The 19,655-nt window shown below is 56.0% G+C and carries 20 protein-coding genes; 13 read left to right on the forward strand and 7 right to left on the reverse strand.

Going from position 1 to position 19,655, the window contains the following annotated elements:
• Positions 1 to 187 precede the first annotated feature (187 nt).
• The 3 genes from AC4OVS_RS16815 to fimZ all read left to right on the forward strand — a co-directional run bounded on the left by AC4OVS_RS16815 (position 188) and on the right by fimZ (position 3,030).
• Complete coding sequence (locus AC4OVS_RS16815) at positions 188 to 850, forward strand: EAL domain-containing protein (RefSeq protein ID WP_032670951.1); 663 nt, start codon at positions 188 to 190, stop codon at positions 848 to 850.
• A gap of 24 nt (positions 851 to 874) precedes the next feature.
• Positions 875 to 1,591: a helix-turn-helix domain-containing protein gene (locus AC4OVS_RS16820; RefSeq protein ID WP_023299489.1), complete on the forward strand. Its 717-nt coding sequence runs from the start codon at positions 875 to 877 to the stop codon at positions 1,589 to 1,591.
• A gap of 806 nt (positions 1,592 to 2,397) precedes the next feature.
• Positions 2,398 to 3,030, forward strand: a complete 633-nt coding sequence (gene fimZ / locus AC4OVS_RS16825) for a fimbria biosynthesis transcriptional regulator FimZ (RefSeq protein ID WP_491922583.1) — start codon at positions 2,398 to 2,400, stop codon at positions 3,028 to 3,030.
• 50 nt (positions 3,031 to 3,080) lie between these two features.
• On the opposite strand, the gene sfmF is transcribed toward fimZ, so the two are convergent.
• The 6 genes from sfmF to fimA all read right to left on the reverse strand — a co-directional run bounded on the left by sfmF (position 3,081) and on the right by fimA (position 9,087).
• Complete coding sequence (gene sfmF, locus AC4OVS_RS16830; protein WP_023299488.1) at positions 3,081 to 3,602, reverse strand: fimbria assembly protein; 522 nt, start codon at positions 3,600 to 3,602, stop codon at positions 3,081 to 3,083.
• Between the two features lie 9 nt (positions 3,603 to 3,611).
• On the reverse strand, positions 3,612 to 4,619 hold the full coding sequence (gene fimH, locus AC4OVS_RS16835) for a type 1 fimbria D-mannose specific adhesin FimH (RefSeq protein WP_022647309.1): 1,008 nt from the start codon (positions 4,617 to 4,619) through the stop codon (positions 3,612 to 3,614).
• Positions 4,612 to 7,170, reverse strand: a complete 2,559-nt coding sequence (locus AC4OVS_RS16840) for a fimbrial biogenesis usher protein (RefSeq protein WP_038415566.1) — start codon at positions 7,168 to 7,170, stop codon at positions 4,612 to 4,614. Before AC4OVS_RS16840 ends, fimH begins: the two co-directional genes overlap by 8 nt.
• Before the next feature lie 14 nt (positions 7,171 to 7,184).
• Entirely contained in the window at positions 7,185 to 7,877 is a 693-nt protein-coding gene (fimC, locus tag AC4OVS_RS16845; protein WP_022647307.1) for a type 1 fimbria chaperone FimC, read from the reverse strand.
• A gap of 34 nt (positions 7,878 to 7,911) precedes the next feature.
• On the reverse strand, positions 7,912 to 8,454 hold the full coding sequence (gene fimI, locus AC4OVS_RS16850) for a type 1 fimbrial protein subunit FimI (protein WP_023305613.1): 543 nt from the start codon (positions 8,452 to 8,454) through the stop codon (positions 7,912 to 7,914).
• 69 nt (positions 8,455 to 8,523) lie between these two features.
• Entirely contained in the window at positions 8,524 to 9,087 is a 564-nt protein-coding gene (gene fimA / locus AC4OVS_RS16855; RefSeq protein WP_022647305.1) for a type 1 fimbrial major subunit FimA, read from the reverse strand.
• Between the two features lie 310 nt (positions 9,088 to 9,397).
• Here fimA and folD point away from each other — a divergent pair, with 310 nt between their 5' ends.
• From folD to AC4OVS_RS16880, 5 genes are all read left to right on the forward strand, one after another.
• A complete protein-coding gene (gene folD / locus AC4OVS_RS16860) occupies positions 9,398 to 10,264 on the forward strand; it encodes a bifunctional methylenetetrahydrofolate dehydrogenase/methenyltetrahydrofolate cyclohydrolase FolD (protein WP_008499332.1) in 867 nt (288 codons plus the stop codon).
• A gap of 2 nt (positions 10,265 to 10,266) precedes the next feature.
• Positions 10,267 to 10,479, forward strand: coding sequence for a ribosome-associated protein YbcJ (ybcJ, locus tag AC4OVS_RS16865; RefSeq protein WP_022647303.1), 213 nt, complete (start codon positions 10,267 to 10,269; stop codon positions 10,477 to 10,479).
• Between the two features lie 232 nt (positions 10,480 to 10,711).
• Positions 10,712 to 12,211, forward strand: a complete 1,500-nt coding sequence (locus AC4OVS_RS16870; RefSeq protein ID WP_003858916.1) for a PTS transporter subunit EIIC — start codon at positions 10,712 to 10,714, stop codon at positions 12,209 to 12,211.
• A gap of 83 nt (positions 12,212 to 12,294) precedes the next feature.
• The gene (gene malI / locus AC4OVS_RS16875) at positions 12,295 to 13,311 is read left to right on the forward strand and encodes a Mal regulon transcriptional regulator MalI (RefSeq protein WP_023299483.1); all 1,017 of its coding nucleotides are present in this window, start codon (positions 12,295 to 12,297) and stop codon (positions 13,309 to 13,311) included.
• Positions 13,312 to 13,384: 73 nt separating this feature from the next.
• On the forward strand, positions 13,385 to 13,909 hold the full coding sequence (locus AC4OVS_RS16880; protein ID WP_206227289.1) for a metal-dependent hydrolase: 525 nt from the start codon (positions 13,385 to 13,387) through the stop codon (positions 13,907 to 13,909).
• 85 nt (positions 13,910 to 13,994) lie between these two features.
• On the opposite strand, the gene cysS is transcribed toward AC4OVS_RS16880, so the two are convergent.
• On the reverse strand, positions 13,995 to 15,380 hold the full coding sequence (gene cysS / locus AC4OVS_RS16885; protein ID WP_023305609.1) for a cysteine--tRNA ligase: 1,386 nt from the start codon (positions 15,378 to 15,380) through the stop codon (positions 13,995 to 13,997).
• A gap of 175 nt (positions 15,381 to 15,555) precedes the next feature.
• On the opposite strand from cysS, the gene ppiB reads away from it, so the two are divergent.
• The 5 genes from ppiB to mnmH all read left to right on the forward strand — a co-directional run bounded on the left by ppiB (position 15,556) and on the right by mnmH (position 19,623).
• Positions 15,556 to 16,050: a peptidylprolyl isomerase B gene (gene ppiB / locus AC4OVS_RS16890; RefSeq protein WP_000256009.1), complete on the forward strand. Its 495-nt coding sequence runs from the start codon at positions 15,556 to 15,558 to the stop codon at positions 16,048 to 16,050.
• 3 nt (positions 16,051 to 16,053) lie between these two features.
• Positions 16,054 to 16,776 (forward strand): UDP-2,3-diacylglucosamine diphosphatase, encoded by a 723-nt coding sequence (gene lpxH, locus AC4OVS_RS16895; RefSeq protein ID WP_491922584.1) that lies wholly within the window; start codon positions 16,054 to 16,056, stop codon positions 16,774 to 16,776.
• 118 nt (positions 16,777 to 16,894) lie between these two features.
• Positions 16,895 to 17,404, forward strand: a complete 510-nt coding sequence (gene purE, locus AC4OVS_RS16900; protein ID WP_023299481.1) for a 5-(carboxyamino)imidazole ribonucleotide mutase — start codon at positions 16,895 to 16,897, stop codon at positions 17,402 to 17,404.
• On the forward strand, positions 17,401 to 18,468 hold the full coding sequence (gene purK, locus AC4OVS_RS16905; protein WP_023299480.1) for a 5-(carboxyamino)imidazole ribonucleotide synthase: 1,068 nt from the start codon (positions 17,401 to 17,403) through the stop codon (positions 18,466 to 18,468). Before purE ends, purK begins: the two co-directional genes overlap by 4 nt.
• 84 nt (positions 18,469 to 18,552) lie before the next feature.
• Complete coding sequence (gene mnmH, locus AC4OVS_RS16910) at positions 18,553 to 19,623, forward strand: tRNA 2-selenouridine(34) synthase MnmH (RefSeq protein WP_038415556.1); 1,071 nt, start codon at positions 18,553 to 18,555, stop codon at positions 19,621 to 19,623.
• Positions 19,624 to 19,655 lie beyond the last annotated feature (32 nt).

Genomic DNA, 19,655 nt, shown 5'->3' on the forward strand with positions numbered 1-19,655 from the left:
GCTGTTTTTTCAACATTTATCCCTCTTTTACGGGCTGCGAAAAGGCTTAGCCGCTTTTAAGTAACGCCTGCTGTTTTCCTGTTTACTTCCCCTTCACACTGTCCTGCGGTATCCCGGCCGCCTGGAGGCTGGAAATGAACAGGACGACGGAGTGACAGCGCCAGACCAGACAGGTTTCCCCTCGTGCGTGCAGCACATCTCACACGACATTACAGGCATCAAGCTTGAACCCATTGTCGCCCTCTCCTCTTCGCGCACGGTAGGGGCTGAAGTGCTCAGCGTGCTGTCACCGCATCAGCAAAGCGAAGGCTTTTTTCACGACTGGTCCGCTGCTCGGGCGCTTATGCTGCTGGAAGCTCAGATCGCTGCGTTAAAAAAACCCTTTCCCTGCGACAACCTTTTCATAAATTTGCCGATAACCGTTCTGACCATACCGGAAATGTTCCAGCGTTTACTGCAACTTAACAGCCCACCGCTGAACATTGAACTCGTGGAACCTGCTTCCTTCTTTTCTCTCTCAGACCCGGCACGTCTGAGGGTGAGTTGTGCGCTTCAGCAGTTGACGGCGCAAGGACATCGGATCTGGTTGGATGACATTGATGAAGCGTCAGGGCGCGCGTTTTTGTCCTGCCGCATGCCGTTAAGCGGAATAAAAATCGATAAGATCGCTTTCTGGCGTTTACGTGCAACGCCAGCGCTGGCAAACCTGGTCACGCTTTGTTCAAAAATTGCTGAAAATGTACTCATAGAAGGCATTGAAACAGAAACGGACCGTAAGTTTGCGCTTCAGGCTGGCGCGCGCTTCGGTCAGGGATATTATTGGCCATCCTGGAGATGGCAGGAGGACTGAACGGTCATCGCCAAGAGGGAAGCTATGCGAATGACAGTACGCCGTTACCGGCGTCGTCGGACAGGAAGTGATTCACCGGGTTCAACGCACTCGCCTTTTGCTCTCCCATTTTTTGATCGTCTCGAATATTTGAGCCAGTCAATCAACCAGACCCGCAAAACCGATGCTCCCTTTATCGTCCTGGTCACACAGGATAACTTTTTCCGTTCCGGTTTTCTGAGCGGGCACTCTCCCCTGAGCAATTGCTGTGACTATTCCACCCTGGAAGCCGCCCTCAGCGATCTGAATCAGTGGCCTTCATCACGTCTGGTGGTAGATGTAGAAAGCCGCGCCTCGCCGCTTATTGACCTGCTGGACCGATTACGACGCCACAGCCTGTTCGCCCCCTACCTGACACCCTACCTGCTCATCCGCGCCGATGATTACGATACACGCCTGTTTTGCAAAGCGGCTGGCCCTTTTCATGTGATTGAACGGCAACTTACGCCGCGGGCTTTGCAACAAACCTTGCTGGAAGCGCCGTCACCCGCCGGCCACCGGAAAGAGTGGTTTTCACGTGATGAATGGCCGATCCTGCAGGCGCTGTCGCAGGGTAGCACCCTGCGACAGATTGCTCAGTTACAGAACCGCCCCTATAGCCGCATTATTTACCGTCTCAGCTGCATCCTGGCGAAACTTGGGCTGAATCATCGTCATGAGTTGCTACATCTTCTCAACAACCTTTCAGATTTCACGTATTAACGTATTCAGTAACCCATTAATTCCTAAAGACCTTTAAGAAAATACTTAGGACATATGTTAATTTTTTGTGTTTTTTAACAAAACTTTCGATTTTATAACTATTCCTAATTCTTCAACTTAAACCATGCGAAATGCTGCCTGTACGCTAAACGAGAGTCATTTTATCCATGCGTTAAGTTTCTGACGTTTCCGTTAACAGGATGATAATGGTGTAAAAACAAGCGATTTATCTGTAAATAAAAGCGATGAGAGGTGAAGAAAACAGCAGATAGTGCTGTTTTGACGAAGGGATCATCCTCCTTGCCTGAGGTGTTAGAAATGAGGCAATGACGCGCTAAAGAGCGGACATCAGAGGTAGCGGACAGGCGAAAAGCACTTTGTCACGACCTGCGTATTGTTAACATTTGATCAACATACAGTAAGATCGTTTATTTTTTGTTATTACATAAAGATGAAACTGTGTGGTAAATGCAATATCAGGACATTTTTGCTAATTTTAAAAAGTTAGCGATTCAGATACAGAAGATAATAATCATCAATATATGGACATTAATTTACAGGCTTTTCGGACAATACTTAAACGGTATAATAAGACGTGTTTGACACGCGAATAAGAAAAATCATTTTGCCATAACAGCCTTATGAGATAACTGCGCTCAGGCATTGATATCACCACTACGTAAACAAGGATGCTTTCGCTCTTCCCAGGGATCTACCGTACAAGGATCTGCGTAATTATCCTTCCGGCTTTTCGAGAGTTTTAACAAAACTCAGCATAACGCTTTTAACAATCTGAGGCATAAAAAATGAAACCGGCATCCGTTATCATTATGGACGAACACCCTATCGTCAGAATGTCGATAGAAGTCCTGCTACAGAAAAATAAAAACATCCAGGTCAAACTGAAGTCAGGCGACAGCCACGAAGTGCTTGACTGTATACGCAACCACCCCATCGACCTGGTCATTCTCGATATCGAAATGACAGGCACGGACGGCTTCGTATTATTGAAAAGAATCAGAAACTTAAATAAAGATATTAAGATTCTCTTCCTCTCTTCGAAATCTGAAGCCTTCTACGCAGGGCGCGCCATCCGCGCCGGGGCAAATGGTTTTGTCAGTAAGCGGAAAGATCTGGGGGAAATTTATAACGCGGTGGAAATGATACTGACGGGCTATTCTTTTTTCCCGTCAGAAACATTGAGTTTTATAAACCATACAGGCTCCCGGACAGGCGCCGCTGTGGATATGCCATTATCGAATCGTGAAGTGACGGTTCTGCGATATCTGGCGAACGGATTATCTAATAAGGAGATTGCGGATCAATTATTACTTAGCAACAAAACAATTAGCGCCCATAAGTCTAATATTTTTTCCAAGCTGGGCGTACAAAGTATCGTTGAATTAATTGATTACGCGAAAGCGCACGAATTACTGTAATCCTTCCCTCTCCCTGCAACATATAACCGTTACAGGGAGAGGGGATACGATTAATTATAATTAATCATGAAAGTTGCATCGGCATCAGCCCGGCCCGGCTGCGGGTTATCCGCCGTGGCGATATAATTGGCATAAAACGACAGTTCGGCATTTCCCTGCGCATCCACCGACACCGTCTGGCTGGCCTGCTGCAACGCGAGGCGCGTTTTATCCCGGTCGAGGATCTCCACGGCCACGTTACTGGCCGCGCTGGCATCATTCAGCGCCAGCAGGCTGTTATCATGCCCGTCCATCTTCCCCGTAAATGTGATCGAAGCCGCCCCCGGCGGGCATCCGGTCAGCTTCAGGGTGAACGGTACAGGCTGCGTCCGGCTTCCCGTTGTGCGGAGCTGTTTCGTGGGCCAGGTGCCGAGCGTGACGGTTTTATTGCTGTCGTCCCCCTCCGCCACGCAGGTAAAATCCACGATATTGCCATAGAGCTGAATGTTAATTTCCCCAAGCGCCGTCTCTGCGTGCGCAGGGGAGCAAAGCGCAAAGAGCGCGACGGCTAAATACCGCATTCCGTTTCGCATACCTGCTCCTTAGTCATAGTCGACGCGTAAATAGCCGCGAGAGGTAAAACGCCCCTCGGCAGGTTTTTTACCGGTCACGCTGACAGGCCACGCGCGGATCCCCACCTGTGCCTGTGCGCTATCGTCCAGACGGAACGGGATTTTGCTGGTCAGGTTGTTCGGCGTCAGCGGCACACCATTACTGTTGGCAATCACAAAACCCACATCCGCGTTATCAGAGACCAGCGTACTGCCTGAAACCTTCTCCGCTTCAACACGCATTGTGAGCATGGCGTTCGCCTCGACGTTGGTGCATTTTATGCCGATGGTTTTGCTTTGCGCTGAGATCCCTTCCGGCTTATTTCCGATGCCCGCTTTACTGAACAGAGAGGCGCCGATGTCTCCGAAATCGAACTCCACCACATTTCCGGCATTAATCTCACAGCTCTGAGGCACCTGAATGGTCCCGCTGTAGCTGATGGTATAAACCGGCGTGGTGAGCGGATCCGTGGAGGTCGTGGTGACGTAAACCCGGAACATGATTGCCCGGGGGATCACCACCATATTGATAAAGCGTCGGGTCACCTTAAGCCGAAAGACGAGGCTGGAATCCTGTACTCCAAACGGTTTGTTTTTAGACACGTTCGGATGGCTCCCCATCTGAATGTACTTTCTGGGTGGATAGAACGTGCCAGCGTAGCTGTCGGTGATTTTCATCGCCCCGTCCAGATAGTCGTTTAGCTTCAGATACTGGTAGCCATCGCTGGTGCCTGTGACCGGGAATTCGGTCACATAGCTACGCTTGGTGGTGTTCCCGGACGTTCCCTTAGGGCAGACGGCGTTGACGCCCACCCACTGGGACTTCTCGCTGAGTGTAACAATCTGCCCCACCTGGTTATTGGAGCTGTTGAATTTATCCGTCAGGTCGTAATACACCTCCGTCGGCACGCCATTTTCATTGACGCAGACGGTGGCGAACGCCTCAGATAGCGGCAAAAATGCCAGAAGGGATAGCCCCAGATAATGGATTTTATTCACAGCGGATCCCCTTAAGTGTGATCGCCTGTTGCAGGCTCTGTTCTGGCAGGCTGTAGGGCGCACGACACTGGGACTGCTTCCCGTCTCCCCACTGAATCAGCAGTTCCCCGCTCAGCGGCAGCCCGCTCAGGTAAATCTGACCGTCATCGCCCACCATGCTGGTTACGCCGCTCTGCGTCTCACGCACCACCGCCCCAAACGGCACAGGCTGGTTATCACGCTTCACGGTGAGCAACGCACGCACGCCGATGCGGGTGTCAAAACTGGCGCGCACCAGCGCACCGTTCGTCGGCACGACGCTGGAAACGTTATTTTCAATGTCGGTGTTGTTGCTCATGGTGTTAGTGTCGAGCGCCACGCGGTTGTAACGGTACACCGTGGCGTACGGCATCACCGCATAGCCACGCCAGTCTGTTTTGACGCCGGTCTGGTTTTCGACGCTCACGCCTGACGCGCCCGGCGCTTTGATCAAGACGTTGGTATCGCCCAGCGGCTGACTGAATGTGATGCCGTCTGAATGCCCTACCACGCCGCCGGAGAGCTGCCAGTTGAGGTCGTGCTGATCCCGCGTGTAGTTGTAGCCCACACCCAGCGTACCGTACGTTGCCTGCCAGTTGGCGCTGGCGCTGCCGCTGGCACCGTTATTGCTGGTGTGACCCTGCGTGACGCTGTAGTTCAGGTTACGATCCTGGAGCAGCGTTCCGCTGATCCCGGTCTGCCAACTGGTATCACCGTCGCTGTTGCGGCTGGCTGAGGCCGTGGCATAGGCCCGGTCGATCGCGTTATCGCGACGGTAGCCGTGACGGGTGAACAGGCTGAACGGGACGGAGACGTTAAACGAGGCGATCCGGTCAGTTCCTTCAATGCCGACGGCCTTGTTCCATGACCAGGATAAGGCGTAGCTGACCCCTTTCACCCCGCCTGCGTAGCCGAGCTGATACCAGACGTTGGACTCGCTGGTGCCCCAGTAACTTTGCTGGCTGCCCGACACGTACACCGAGCCGTAATCGCCAAGAGACTGGGAGATATTGAGCTGGAAACGTCCTTTTTTATTCAGCGTCAGGTTGTGATAGCTCTGCACGTCCGGCACGCCGTCATCGTCCTGATCGTCGCCATACTGGTAGCCTTCCATTGTGCGCCAGGCCACATCGTCGAGGGTGTAGAAGCCTTTGGTCGAGTAGCGATAGCCCAGCAGCTGGAAGTTGGTGCCGAATCCGTTAAGGGATTTTGCGTACAGGAACCGCAGGGACTGCCCTTCATGGCGGCTGTCATCGGCAAGCTGGCTGCGGGCATGGGTGAGGTCAAGTGACACCGCCCCCCAGTCACCGAGGTTTTTACCCGCGCCAATGGCGATGGCGGTATAGCGCGAGGCCAGCTGCGTTCCGCCGTACAGCGTGTAGCCGTCGGCAAGACCCGCAATCATCGTACCCTGAGTAAAGAACGGCGTGTCCTGCTCGCTGTTGCCGCTGCGATAGTCCCCTGCCACCAGATCGTATTTCCAGCGTCCTTCACGCTGAAGCAACGGAACGGTGGAATACGGGACGGTGTAGCGCTGCTGGCTGCCGTCCTTCTCTTCCACCGTCACCTCCAGGTCACCGCTTGAGGAGGTCGGGTTAAGGTCAGTTATCGCAAAAGCCCCCGGCTGCACATAGCTTTGGTAAATCACGTATCCGTTCTGGCGGATCACCACTTTGGCAGGGGTGCGGGCGATTCCGCGTACGGTAGGCGCGTAGCCTTGCAGGCTGTCCGGATACATGCTGTCGGACGAATAGAGCCGACCACCGCGAAAACCGACGCTGTCGAAGACATCGTTACCGGTGTTGCTGTCGCCGAGCACCAGCTCGCTTTTTAGCGGAATGACCGTACGCTGCGCCCAGGTGCCAATATTTTGCCAGCTGCTGTGCCGCTGGCCGTTGCTTTCGGTATAACGCCACGCGCCGTTATTGCGTAATCGCCAGGCGCCATAGTTCAACCCGCTTTGCAGGTTCAGATAGTAGCTGTCGTCGTCGCTGCCCCGGTTGCCGGTGAAGCTGTAGTTCAGCAGCGCGGCTGGGATGCCTTCATCCCACTGTTCAGGCGGAATATACCCGCGGGCGCTGTTTTGCATCGCCACCTGAGGCAGACTGACGTTAAGGCGCAACGAGGCGAAGTTGAACGCCGTTTCGCTGCCCGGAATAGCCGTGGTGAGCGGAACGCAGGTCTCGCCCTGCACGTTGCTCAGTTCCGGGAAGGCGGCGATATTGACGCCAAAGCGATCGAGCATCGCGCGCGTAATGCACGGCGACAAACCGCCCGCGACCGGCGGCGTGTTGTCGGCTTGCTCAAACCGCACGTCCTGGGTGCCGATAAACTCATCGTTACGCCAGATATCGACGCGATAGACGCCCGGTGCCTGCTGGTGGCCTTTCTCAAAACGCGACAAATCCGCCACGTTCGCCGCGTCATCGGAGAGAAACGCCGGGTTAAAGTAGCTTTCGCCCCAGCCAGCGTGTGGCCAGAGCGTTGCCATCAGTGCCAGCGCAACCGGGCAGTAACGCCATTGAGTGTTCATCGCCCTGTCTCTGCTCACAGGCTGACGCTACGCGCCGGCGTAATGGCACCGTAGTCATTCACACTCTGCCAGGAGAGCGTGCCGCTCGCTGCGGCAGGCAGCACCTGCTGCGCCGAGCTTTTAGGGGCAACCATCAGGTTCTCCAGCGTCTGACCGCCGAGCTTCAGATTGACCAGCGTGACGTAATACGGCGAGGCATTGCTCACCTTAAGATGGTTGCCGACGCGCTCAAAACGCAGCTGTGAGAGCGCCTCTTCCGGCGGCATCGCCAGGTTAGCCGGGCGAACAAACAGCTTGATGCGTGACAGAATGGCCAGTTGCAGGACGTTGTTGCCGTCCTGATGTTTTTTGCTGACGGAGGGAATCGCTTTGACGTTCATGTAAAAGAGTGATTCGCGATCGGCAGGCAGCGCCGGGCCTGCGTAGATAATGCGCAGGGTGTTTTCGCTGGCCGGCTCGCTGACAAACAGCGGCGGCGTGACGGCAAAGGTTTTTTCCTTTTGCCCGTTGGCATTTTCTATCCACGCGTTAATTAAATAGCGCTCTTGTTTATTGCTGTTGGTGATCGCCAGCGACGTTTGTTTTGCATCGGCCGGATAAATAACGCGCGTCGCGCCCAGCGCAATTCCGCCGGATGCATTCGCGCTGGCAGAAACCATCATCAAAATAAAAGTTAAAAACAGTCCAGGTTTAATCAGGGTGTTCATCACAACCGTACCTTTAATAATTAGTTCGCAGGCGTCAGGGATAAATCAACGTAAACCAGACATTCGACTGAATAGTGCCTGGTACAAGGTGTTCGGAAATAGCGCGGTAGCGGGCGCTGAAATGAAATACCAGCTCGCGGGTGTTAATGGGTAACCAGCTCACTGCCGTCGCGTTCGGGATGATCTGACGTTGCTGTTCGTCAAAAAGCGCCAGTCCGACACCGCTGCTGACCGCATTTTCCCCCGGCCGCGATGTCGCCAGGAAAACCTGCGGGTCTTCTGCCGGTGTCACTCCCTGGAACTGGATCCCCACGGTGCGGGAGACGTCCACGCTGCAATCCAGCAGACGTACGGTGAAAGGCACATTAACCGTGGAAAAGCTGCCGACGCCGGAAAAGGCGTTTGTGCGGTATTGCCCCATATCCACGCGCATATTCTGGCTGTCCGGGGCCACGGCGCAGCCGCCGTTAACCAGCTCTCCCCTGAGGTGTACTTTGCCGCCGTCTATGACAACGGTATGTGCGTTTACCGCTGAGGCAATCGCAAGGGCACACAGCAGTATCCCAGTCCTTGTCATCCTTCGCTCCCGGTATAGGCGATCAAAAGACCTCTTCCCTGAGGCCAGCCACATCCCTGTACTCAGGCATTACTCGTATTTCATTACGAATGTTGCGTCCGCGTTTGCCTGGCCCGGCGCGGTGGTCGCCGCCGTGGCTTTATAGCGCGCGGTGAAGTTCAGGGTGTTAGTCCCTTCAATCAGGTTCTGCGCCGCAGAGAAGGTTGCACCGTCCGGGGTCAGCGTGGAGGATTTGCTGTCGAGGATCTCAATGCCTACGCCCTTCGCGGAGTTGTCGTTGTTACCGGAGCTTACCGCCAGCAGCGTTTTGTCGGTGGCGTCGATCTGGCCGGTAAACGCGACAGCAGCGGTTTTCGCTACCGCAGGATCGCAGTCGTTCAGTTCGATGGTGAAGGGAATATTGGAGGTGGTGTCACCCACTTTAGTGAATTTCGCGGTACGGTACTGGCCGAGATTAACCGTCTGCTCTGAAGAGTCAGTATTCACTGAACACGCGGCATTCACTAATTCACCTTTAAAATGCACCGTACCACCGTTTACAGATACAGGTGCTACCGGATCTTCTGCGTGAGCGGCACCCGCGACCAGGGCCAGAGTTGCAATAACAGTAGAAGCAATGTTGCTGAGTTTCATGTCTATTCCTTTAAAATGTAAATAACCCTTCCCGCGCATATTCGGGAATAAGAAATACGTTCAATTAAAAAATTGAAGGCTTATTTCGGAGAGGACAAAGTAGCTCAGGAATCTATTTTGTAATATGTCAAAACGCTGCCATTTTGCCAGGTCACATCCTAATCGCCTCTAAGAAATTGACCATGCCCTGAGAAGGGGTTTTGCGGGCCATCGATGAAATCTCGTAAAGGGTGACTGACAGCGGCGCTCGCTTCTGACAAAATACAGGTAATCCCCCCTTTCTAACGTTACAGACGGAATCTTCTCTCTGATGGCAGCAAAGATTATTGACGGTAAAACGATTGCGCAGCAGGTGCGCTCTGAGGTTGCGGAAAAAGTGAAGGCGCGTAAAGCTGCCGGAAAACGCGCTCCAGGGCTGGCCGTAGTGCTGGTTGGCAGCAACCCGGCCTCGCAAATTTATGTCGGCAGCAAACGCAAAGCGTGTGAAGAGGTGGGGTTCGTCTCCCGCTCTTACGATCTGCCGGAAACCACCAGCGAAGCGGAACTGCTGGAACTGATTGACACCCTGAATGCCGATAAAGAGATCGACGGCATTCTGGTTCAGCTGCCGCTGCCTGCGGGCATCGACAACGTGAAGGTGCTGGAGCGTATCGCGCCGGACAAAGACGTTGACGGTTTCCATCCGTATAACGTGGGCCGCCTGTGCCAGCGCGCGCCGCGCCTGCGTCCGTGCACCCCGCGCGGCATCGTGACGCTGCTGGAGCGTTATAACATCGACACCTATGGCCTGAACGCCGTGGTGATTGGCGCCTCCAACATCGTGGGCCGCCCGATGAGCATGGAGCTGCTGCTGGCGGGCTGCACCACCACCGTCACCCACCGCTTCACCAAAAACCTGCGTCATCACGTCGAAAACGCCGATCTGCTGATCGTTGCGGTCGGCAAGCCGGGCTTTATTCCGGGCGAGTGGATCAAAGAGGGCGCAATCGTCGTGGACGTGGGTATTAACCGTCTGGAAAACGGCAAAGTGGTCGGCGACGTGGTGTATGAAGATGCCGCAGCGCGCGCATCCTATATTACTCCGGTCCCGGGCGGCGTAGGCCCGATGACGGTAGCAACACTGATTCAGAATACCTTGCAGGCGTGCGAGGAGTATCACGACGTAGAGGACGCGTAATCATGGCAACTTTTTCTTTAGGAAAACATCCGCACGTTGAGCTGTGCGATCTGCTGAAGCTGGAAGGCTGGAGCGAAAGCGGCGCGCAGGCGAAAATCGTCATCGCCGACGGGCAGGTAAAAGTAGACGGCACGGTGGAAACCCGCAAGCGCTGCAAAATTGTCGCGGGCCAGACCGTGAGCTTTGCAGGTCAGAGCGTGACCGTGACGGCCTGAGCTGTCTGATGCCCTCACCCTAACCCTCTCCCACAGGGAGAGGGGATAAACATCCCCTCACACCCATCACGGTTAATTATCGATCAACTTCAAATAATCACTATTCCCTCTGGCGAAACGTGAAAATTATGTTGCGCGATTTTCAGACTTTCCCCACGATAAGTAGAACGTTCTACTAAAACGTTCTACTTACAATAACAGCGCGAAAAAGCGCTACTCGGGGGAAATCAGCATGAGTCTGATATCAGGGTTTGTTAAATCGCTGTCTAAGTTATCGATGATTGGTCGCGCCTTAATGCTGCCAATTTCACTGCTTCCCGCTGCAGGCCTGCTGCTGGCCTTCGGCGATAAGTTCCACCTGCCGCTGATGATGAACGCCGGCGGGGTTATCTTTGATAACCTGCCGATGCTGTTCGCCATCGGCTCTGCCGTCGGTCTGGCTTCGGAATCCGGCATTGCGGCACTCTCTGCGGCGGTCTCGGTGTTTGTCACCAACATCACCATCAGCACCGTGCTGAGCATTACGCCGGAAATGGCCTCCCAGGGCGGGAAATACGCCATGGTCGTCGGCATTCCGACGTTGCAGATGGGTGTCTTTGGCGGCCTGATCTGCGGTATTCTCGCGGCCTGGTGCTACAACCGCTTCCACACCATGCAGCTGCCGGAATTCCTCGGCTTCTTCTCCGGGAAGCGTTTTGTGGCGATTGCGACGGCATTTCTGTCGTTCCTGCTCGGCCTGCTGCTGCCGTACGTGTGGCAGCATATTCAGTCCGGGATCGACGCCCTGTCCGTGGTGGTGAACGGCGATAACCAGGCGGCCTCGACCTTTATCTTCGGGCTGGTGGAGCGCGCGTTGATCCCGCTCGGTCTGCACCACATCTGGTATCCCTCCTTCTGGTATTCGTTCGGGGATTACACTACCCAGGCGGGTCAGGTGATCCACGGCGACCAGACCATCTGGTTCAAGATGCTCGAAGAGGGGGTGAAATCCTTCAGCAGCGATACCTACCAGAACGCCGGGAAATTCATGCAGGGCGAGTTCCCGCTGATGCTGTTCGCGCTGCCTGCGGCGTGCCTTGCGATGTACCATGAAGCGCACACGAAGAATAAGAAAATTGCGGCCGGTATTCTCTTCTCCGCCGCCCTCACCTGCTTCCTGACGGGCATCACCGAGCCGGTAGAGTTCACCTTTATCTTCGTGGCGCCGATCCTTTACGTCTTCAACGCCATCATGGCGGGCCTGGCGTACATGACCATGTACCTGCTGCATGCGCACATCGCCAAGTCGTTCTCGGCGGGCTTTATCGACTACCTGTCGTTCGGGATCCTGCCGTCGTTTAACGGCTATCAGACCAACTTCCTGAGCGCCATTATCATCGGTATCCCAATGGCCCTGATTTACTATTTCACCTTCCGCTTCGTGATCCGCCGTTTCGACGTGAAAACGCCGGGCCGCACCGAAGTGACCGCCAGCGCGAATGACAAGTCCGATTCCGAACTTGCCACCGAAATCATCGGCCTGCTGGGCGGTGCGCAGAACATTGATTCTGTCGGCTCCTGCATCACGCGTCTGCGTCTGGAAGTGGCGAAGAGCGAAGCGGTGGACCGGGACGGGCTGAACGGGCTGGGCGCGCGCGGCGTGGTGTTTGTTGGCGACAACGGGATACAGGTGATTTTCGGGGCCAGAGCACAGTTTATCGCCCAGACCATGTCCACGATGATTGGCAAATAATAAGATGCCTGAAGGAGGCGTCTCCTGTACGCTGGGGTACGCCTCTTATCTGGCTGATAATCGGTAAATTTCAGGGAGCGGTTTTGAAGAAAGTCAGCATTATTGATGTTGCAAAGCATGCGGGCGTGTCGGTTTCTACCGTGTCGCTGGTGCTGCGCCAGAAAGGGAAAATCTCAGAGGCGACGATCGGGAAGGTCAATGCCGCCATCACAACGCTGGGCTATGTTCATAACGTCGCCGCTGCCAACCTTCGCGCCAACACCTCCAATTTAATCGGCCTGATCCTGCGGGACTTCAGCGACAGCTTTTCCATCAAAGTGATGGCGAGCATCGTTCAGGAGCTGGAGAAACAGGGTTATATGGTTTTTCTCGGTCAGCCGCTGAACGACGACGAACATCTTGAGCGTACCCTGCTCTCATTTAAGCAGCAGGGCGTGGCGGGCGTCATCTATCTGGCGTCGGACACCCGCGCCGCCTCTCTCCCGGAACACATTCGCCAATGCCCGCTGCCGCTTGTGGCGGTTTCGCAGTCGTTGCTGGAAGAGAAATGCAATCTGGTGATGCGCGATAACCGCCAGGCGGCGAACCTGGCCGCGCGTTATCTTATCGAGCGCGGGCACCGCACCATCGCCTACATTGGCGGGCGCGACGGGTGCCGTATTCGCGAGCAGCGCCTGCTCGGTTTTCGCAGCGCGATGACGCAGAACGGCCTGGTCTGGCGTGAGGAATATTCTCCCGCCTGCACCGATGATACGCAGGCGGCGGCCATGGCGACTCGCCAGCTGCTGGAGAAGAACAACACGATTACCGCCCTGCTCTGCCATTCGCCGGACGCGATGATCGGTTCGATCTCCGGCATTCACCAGGTGGGGCGCACGGTGGGCAAAGATGTTTTCCTGACTCAGCAGGTGGCGCTGATCGGCTTTGAAGATATGCTTCACGTAAACCTCACGTCGCCGTCACTGACTTACGTTTCGTCTGCCAGCGAAGAGACAGGCCGCCAGGCGGCAGGGCTGATGATCCGCAGGCTGAAGGAGCCGGATCTGCAAACGCAGCGTATTACCCTCTCCGGCCAGCTTATCGCGCGGGAATCGGCGTAAATTCAGAATTTAGCATGGGTCTTATAGCGCGTGATGACTGCTATATTTCCATGATTTGCCATGGATAAATGTAATGCCTACCGTTATCACCCACGCTGCCGTACCTCTGTGTCTGGGCTTAGGGCTCGGAACCAAAGTCATCCCACCCCGCCTGCTGTTTGCCGGGATCGTCCTCGCCATGCTGCCTGACGCTGACGTACTGGCGTTTAAATTCGGTGTCGCCTACGGGAATATTTTCGGCCACCGCGGTTTCACTCATTCGCTGCTGTTTGCCTTTGGAGTGCCCATACTTTGCGTGCTGGCTGGGCGTCGATGGTTCCGGGCCAGCCTGTCACGCTGCTGGCTGTTTTTAACCGTGTCGCTGCTGTCGCACAGCCTGCTGGATTCGATTACCACCGGCGGGAAAGGCGTCGGCTGGCTGTGGCCCTGGTCAGATGAGCGCTTCTTTGCGCCGTGGCAGGTGATTAAGGTCGCGCCGTTTGCACTGTCGCGCTATACCACGCCGTACGGGCATCAGGTGATTATCTCGGAACTGCTGTGGGTGTGGCTGCCGGGAATCGTGCTGATGGGAGTATTATGGTGGAGGAAGAGAAGGTAAAAAAAACCGGGTGGCGGCTACGCCTTACCCGGCCTACTTTCACCTGTAGGCCCGGTAAGCGTAAGCGCCACCGGGCATTACGGACTTACTTACGACGCCAGGTGGTGCCCTGCGGGCCGTCTTCCAGAATAATACCCATCTCGGTCAGACGGTTACGCGCCGCATCCGCCGCCGCCCAGTCTTTCGCCTGACGCGCTTCCAGACGCGCTTTAATCAGTGCTTCAATTTCCGCTACTTCACCGTCGTCCGCCTGCGCGCCGCTTTGCAGGAACACGTCCGGGTCCTGCTCCAGCAGGCCGAGCACGGAAGAGAGCTTACGCAGATGAGACGCCAGCGCATTCGCCGCCGCCATATCTTCTGACTTCAGGCGATTCACCTCACGCGCCATGTCGAACAGCACGGAGTAGGCTTCCGGGGTGTTGAAGTCGTCGTTCATGACCTCAACGAAGCGGGCTTCGAACGCCTCGCCGCCAGCGGCCGGAACAGACCTGTCGGTGCCGCGCAGTGCGGTATACAGACGCTCCAGCGCAGCGCGCGCCTGCTTCAGGTTCTCTTCGCTGTAATTCAGCTGGCTGCGATAGTGGCCGGACATCAGGAAGTAGCGCACGGTTTCCGCGTCGTAATACTTCAGCACGTCGCGCACGGTGAAGAAGTTACCCAGCGATTTCGACATCTTCTCGCGGTCAACCATCACCATCCCGGAGTGCATCCAGTAGTTCACGTACTCGCCGCCGTGAGCACAGGTGGACTGCGCGATTTCGTTTTCGTGGTGCGGGAACATCAGATCCGAACCGCCGCCGTGAATGTCGAAATGGTTGCCCAGCTGTTTGCAGTTCATCGCGGAACATTCAATGTGCCAGCCCGGACGCCCTTCGCCCCACGGGGATGGCCAGCTCGGTTCGCCCGCTTTGGACATCTTCCACAGCACGAAGTCCATCGGATTACGCTTCACGTCAACCACGTCCACGCGTGCACCGGCCTGGAGCTGGTCCAGATCCTGGCGGGAAAGCGCACCGTAGGTTGGGTCCGTCGGCACCGAGAACATCACGTCGCCGTTGTCCGCCACATAGGCGTGACCGCGCTCGATCAGCTTTTGGGTGATCTCAATGATTTCATGAATATGGTGGGTCGCACGCGGCTCGCTATCCGGGCGCAGAATATTCAAGGCATCAAAATCCTTGTGCATTTCGGCGATCATGCGATCCACCAGCGCGACAAAGCTTTCGCCATTTTCATTAGCACGTTTAATGATTTTGTCGTCGATGTCGGTGATGTTGCGCACATACTTCAGGTTATAGCCCAGGAAGCGCAGGTAGCGGGACACCACATCGAACGCGACAAAGGTACGGCCATGGCCGATATGACAGAGATCGTAAACCGTAATACCACACACGTACATGCCGACTTCCCCGGCATGGATAGGTTTAAATTCCTCTTTTTGGCGCGTCATTGTATTAAAGATTTTTAACATCGAAGATTCCATGTAAACACGTGTGTGGATTGTTTGTTCCTTATAATACCCATAATTCGGAGCACGGTCAGCACACAATGCAAGGTGATCGTGTCCTGTGGTTATGCTATAACAAGCCCCTATATGTGACCCGAGCACGGGTCGACGCACCACAATAACGGAACAGGATGCAAAAATGGTTACTTTCCACACTAATCATGGCGATATCGTAATCAAAACCTTTGATGACAAAGCGCCTGAAACAGTTAAAAACTTCCTGGACTACTGCCGCGAAGGTTTCTACAACAACACTATTTTCCACCGTGTGATCAACGGCTTTATGATCCAGGGCGGCGGTTTCGAGCCTGGCATGCGCCAGAAAGAGACGAAAGAAGCGATCAAAAACGAAGCGAACAACGGCCTGAAAAACACCCGCGGTACGCTGGCAATGGCCCGTACTCAGGCCCCGCACTCTGCTACCGCACAGTTCTTCATTAACGTGGCGGACAACGACTTCCTGAACTTCTCTGGCGAAAGCCTGCAAGGCTGGGGCTACTGCGTATTCGCAGAAGTGGTTGAAGGCATGGACGTGGTCGACAAGATCAAAGCCGTTTCTACTGGCCGCAGCGGTATGCACCAGGACGTTCCTAAAGAAGACGTTGTGATCACAAGCGTGACCGTCAGCGAGTAATTCGTGGCGACACTCTTTATTGCGGATCTGCATCTGCAAACAGAAGAACCGGCGATAACCGCCGGTTTTCTGCGTTTTTTACGCGGTGAAGCGAAAAGCGCCGATGCGCTGTACATTCTGGGTGACCTGTTTGAGGCCTGGATAGGCGACGACGATCCGAACCCGCTGCACCGTGAGATGGCAGCGGCCATTAAAGCGCTGGTGGATTCCGGCGTCCCCTGCTATTTCATTCACGGCAACCGTGATTTCCTGATCGGCCAGCGCTACGCCCGCGAGAGCGGCATAACGCTGCTCCCGGAAGAGCAGGTGCTTGACCTCTATGGCCGCAATATTCTGATCATGCACGGCGACACGCTCTGCACTGACGATACCGGCTACCTGGCGTTTCGCGCCAAAGTTCACATCCCGTGGATCCAGAAAGTGTTCCTCGCCCTGCCGCTGTTTATCCGCAACCGCATCGCCGCCAGAATGCGCGCGGGCAGCAAGGCCGCCAACAGCAGCAAATCGATGACCATCATGGACGTCAACCCGCAGGCGGTGGTGAACGTGATGGAGAAGCATCGCGTTCAGTGGCTGATCCACGGCCATACCCATCGTCCCGATGTGCATTCCCTTATCGCCAACGGCGAGCCCGCCCATCGCGTGGTTTTAGGTGCCTGGCACAGCGAAGGATCGATGGTCAAAGTCACGCCGGAAGGTGTGGAACTGATCGCCTTCCCGTTCTAACCCTCCTCGTTTTTTCGCCCATTTCACGACCACGCAACCGTTTTCCTTGCCGGTATTACATGCTATTCTCTGTGCCCTCGAAAGCAGTGTGTTCCGCACCACAGGAGTTTTAAGACGCATGTCTTCCCGCAATAATCCGGCGCGTGTCGCCATCGTGATGGGGTCCAAAAGCGACTGGGCTACCATGCAATTCGCCGCCGAAATCTTTGAAATCCTGAATGTTCCGCACCACGTCGAAGTGGTTTCCGCGCACCGTACGCCGGATAAACTGTTCAGCTTCGCCGAAAGCGCCGAAGAGAACGGTTACGAGGTGATCATTGCCGGTGCGGGCGGCGCAGCACATCTGCCGGGCATGATTGCCGCCAAAACCCTGGTGCCGGTACTGGGCGTGCCGGTACAGAGCGCCGCGTTAAGCGGGGTTGATAGCCTGTACTCTATCGTCCAGATGCCGCGCGGTATCCCTGTCGGTACGCTGGCGATTGGTAAGGCGGGTGCCGCAAATGCCGCCCTGCTGGCCGCGCAGATCCTCGCGACGCATGATAATGACTTACATCAACGCCTGGCGGAGTGGCGTAAAGCCCAGACCGACGAGGTGCTGGATAACCCGGATCCGCGGGGTGCAGCATGAAGCAGGTTTGCGTTCTTGGTAATGGTCAGCTTGGCCGGATGCTACGTCAGGCCGGTGAGCCGCTGGGTATTGCCGTCTGGCCCGTCGGGCTGGACGCCGAGCCGGAAGCCGTGCCGTTCCATCAGAGCGTGATCACCGCCGAAATTGAACGCTGGCCGGAAACCGCCCTGACCCGCGAGCTGGCGCGCCATAACGCCTTTGTGAACCGCGACGTCTTCCCGATCATCGCCGACCGTCTGACGCAAAAGCAGCTGTTCGACAAGCTCGGCCTTGCGACCGCGCCGTGGCAGCTGTTGTCCGACAAAAGCGAGTGGAATGACGTCTTCGCCATGCTGGGCGATCTGGCGATCGTGAAGCGTCGTGTCGGCGGCTACGACGGTCGCGGGCAGTGGCGCCTGCGCGCGAACGACACCGCCGAGCTGCCGGACGACTGCTACGGCGAGTGCATCGTTGAGCAGGGCATAAACTTCAGCGGTGAAGTGTCGCTGGTGGGCGCGCGCGGGCATGACGGGCACACCGTTTTTTACCCGCTAACGCATAACCTGCATCAGGACGGGATTCTGCGCACCAGCGTCGCCTTCCCGCAGGCCAATGCTGACCAGCAGGCGCAGGCGGAAGAGATGCTCTCTGCCATCATGCATGAGCTGGGCTATGTGGGCGTAATGGCGATGGAGTGTTTCGTCACGCCATCGGGTCTGCTGATCAACGAACTTGCGCCGCGCGTGCACAACAGCGGCCACTGGACGCAAAACGGTGCCTCCATCAGCCAGTTCGAGCTGCACCTGCGCGCCATCACTGACCTGCCGCTGCCGCAGCCGGTGGTGACCAGCCCGTCGGTGATGATCAACCTGATCGGCACCGATCTGAACTACGACTGGCTGAAGCTGCCGCTGGTGCACCTGCACTGGTACGACAAAGCGGTGCGCCCGGGTCGTAAGGTTGGCCACCTGAACCTGAACGATACCGACACGGACCGCCTGAGCGCCACGCTGGAAGCGATTGTTCCCCTGCTGCCGCCAGAATACGCGAGCGGGATTGTCTGGGCGCAGTCAAAACTGAAGTAAGTAACCCCCGCCGGGGAGTTGACCTTCCCCTTCCCCGGCGTACAATTCCCGCCCATTGCTGCTTAGCTTTCTTCTGGAACCACCATGAACGATGGAACGGACTATCGCGCGATCCTCGCGTCCGATACCCCTTTAATCGACGTTCGCGCGCCGATCGAATTTGTCCAGGGTGCGATGCCCGCCGCACTCAACCTGCCCTTAATGAACGACGACGAGCGTGCCGCCGTCGGCACCTGCTATAAACGCCAGGGTCCGGACGCCGCACTGACGCTCGGCCATAGCCTGGTCAACGGCGAGACGCGAGAGGCGCGCATCAACGCCTGGCGCGAAGCCAGCCTGGCCCATCCTGAGGGCTACCTTTGCTGCGCGCGCGGTGGCCAGCGCTCACATATCTCCCAGGCCTGGCTTAAAGAGGCGGGAATCGATTATCCGCTGATCCGCGGCGGCTATAAGGCCCTGCGCCAGACGGCAATTCAGGTGACGATTGAGCAGTCACAAAAACCGATGGTGCTTATCGGTGGCTGTACCGGAAACGGCAAAACGCTGCTGGTGAAGCAGCATGCGCAGGGCATCGATCTGGAAGGGCTGGCGCACCATCGCGGCTCGTCATTTGGCCGCACGCTCACCCCGCAACTTTCTCAGGCGAGCTTCGAGAATCACCTTGCCGTCGAGCTGCTAAAAAAAGATGCCGCGCGCTGGGTGCTGGAGGATGAGGGCCGGATGATTGGCTCTAACCACCTGCCGGAGTGCCTGCGCGACCGCATGGCGGAAGCGCCTGTCGTGGTGGTCGAAGATCCGTTTGAGATCCGTCTTGAGCGCCTGCGCGAAGAGTATTTCGACCACATGTGGGCCGATTTTTTTGCCGCCTACGGTGAAGAAGCGGGCTGGAAAGCCTACAGCGAATACCTGCATCACGGCCTGTTCGCCATCCGCCGTCGTCTGGGGCTGCAACGATTCGCGGAATTTACCGCGCTATTAGATTCCGCGCTGCTGGAACAACAGCGCTCTGGAAGCACTGACGCGCACTTCAGCTGGCTTGTGCCGCTGCTGAAGGACTATTACGACCCGATGTACGGCTATCAGCTGGAGAAGAAAGCGGAGAAGATTGTTTTTCGCGGGACGTACGAAGAAATTGCCGAGTGGCTTGATCGCTGAAAAAAGCCGGGTGGCGGCTACGCCTTACCCGG

It is taken from the genome of Enterobacter sp. 4974935, from assembly GCF_058661735.1.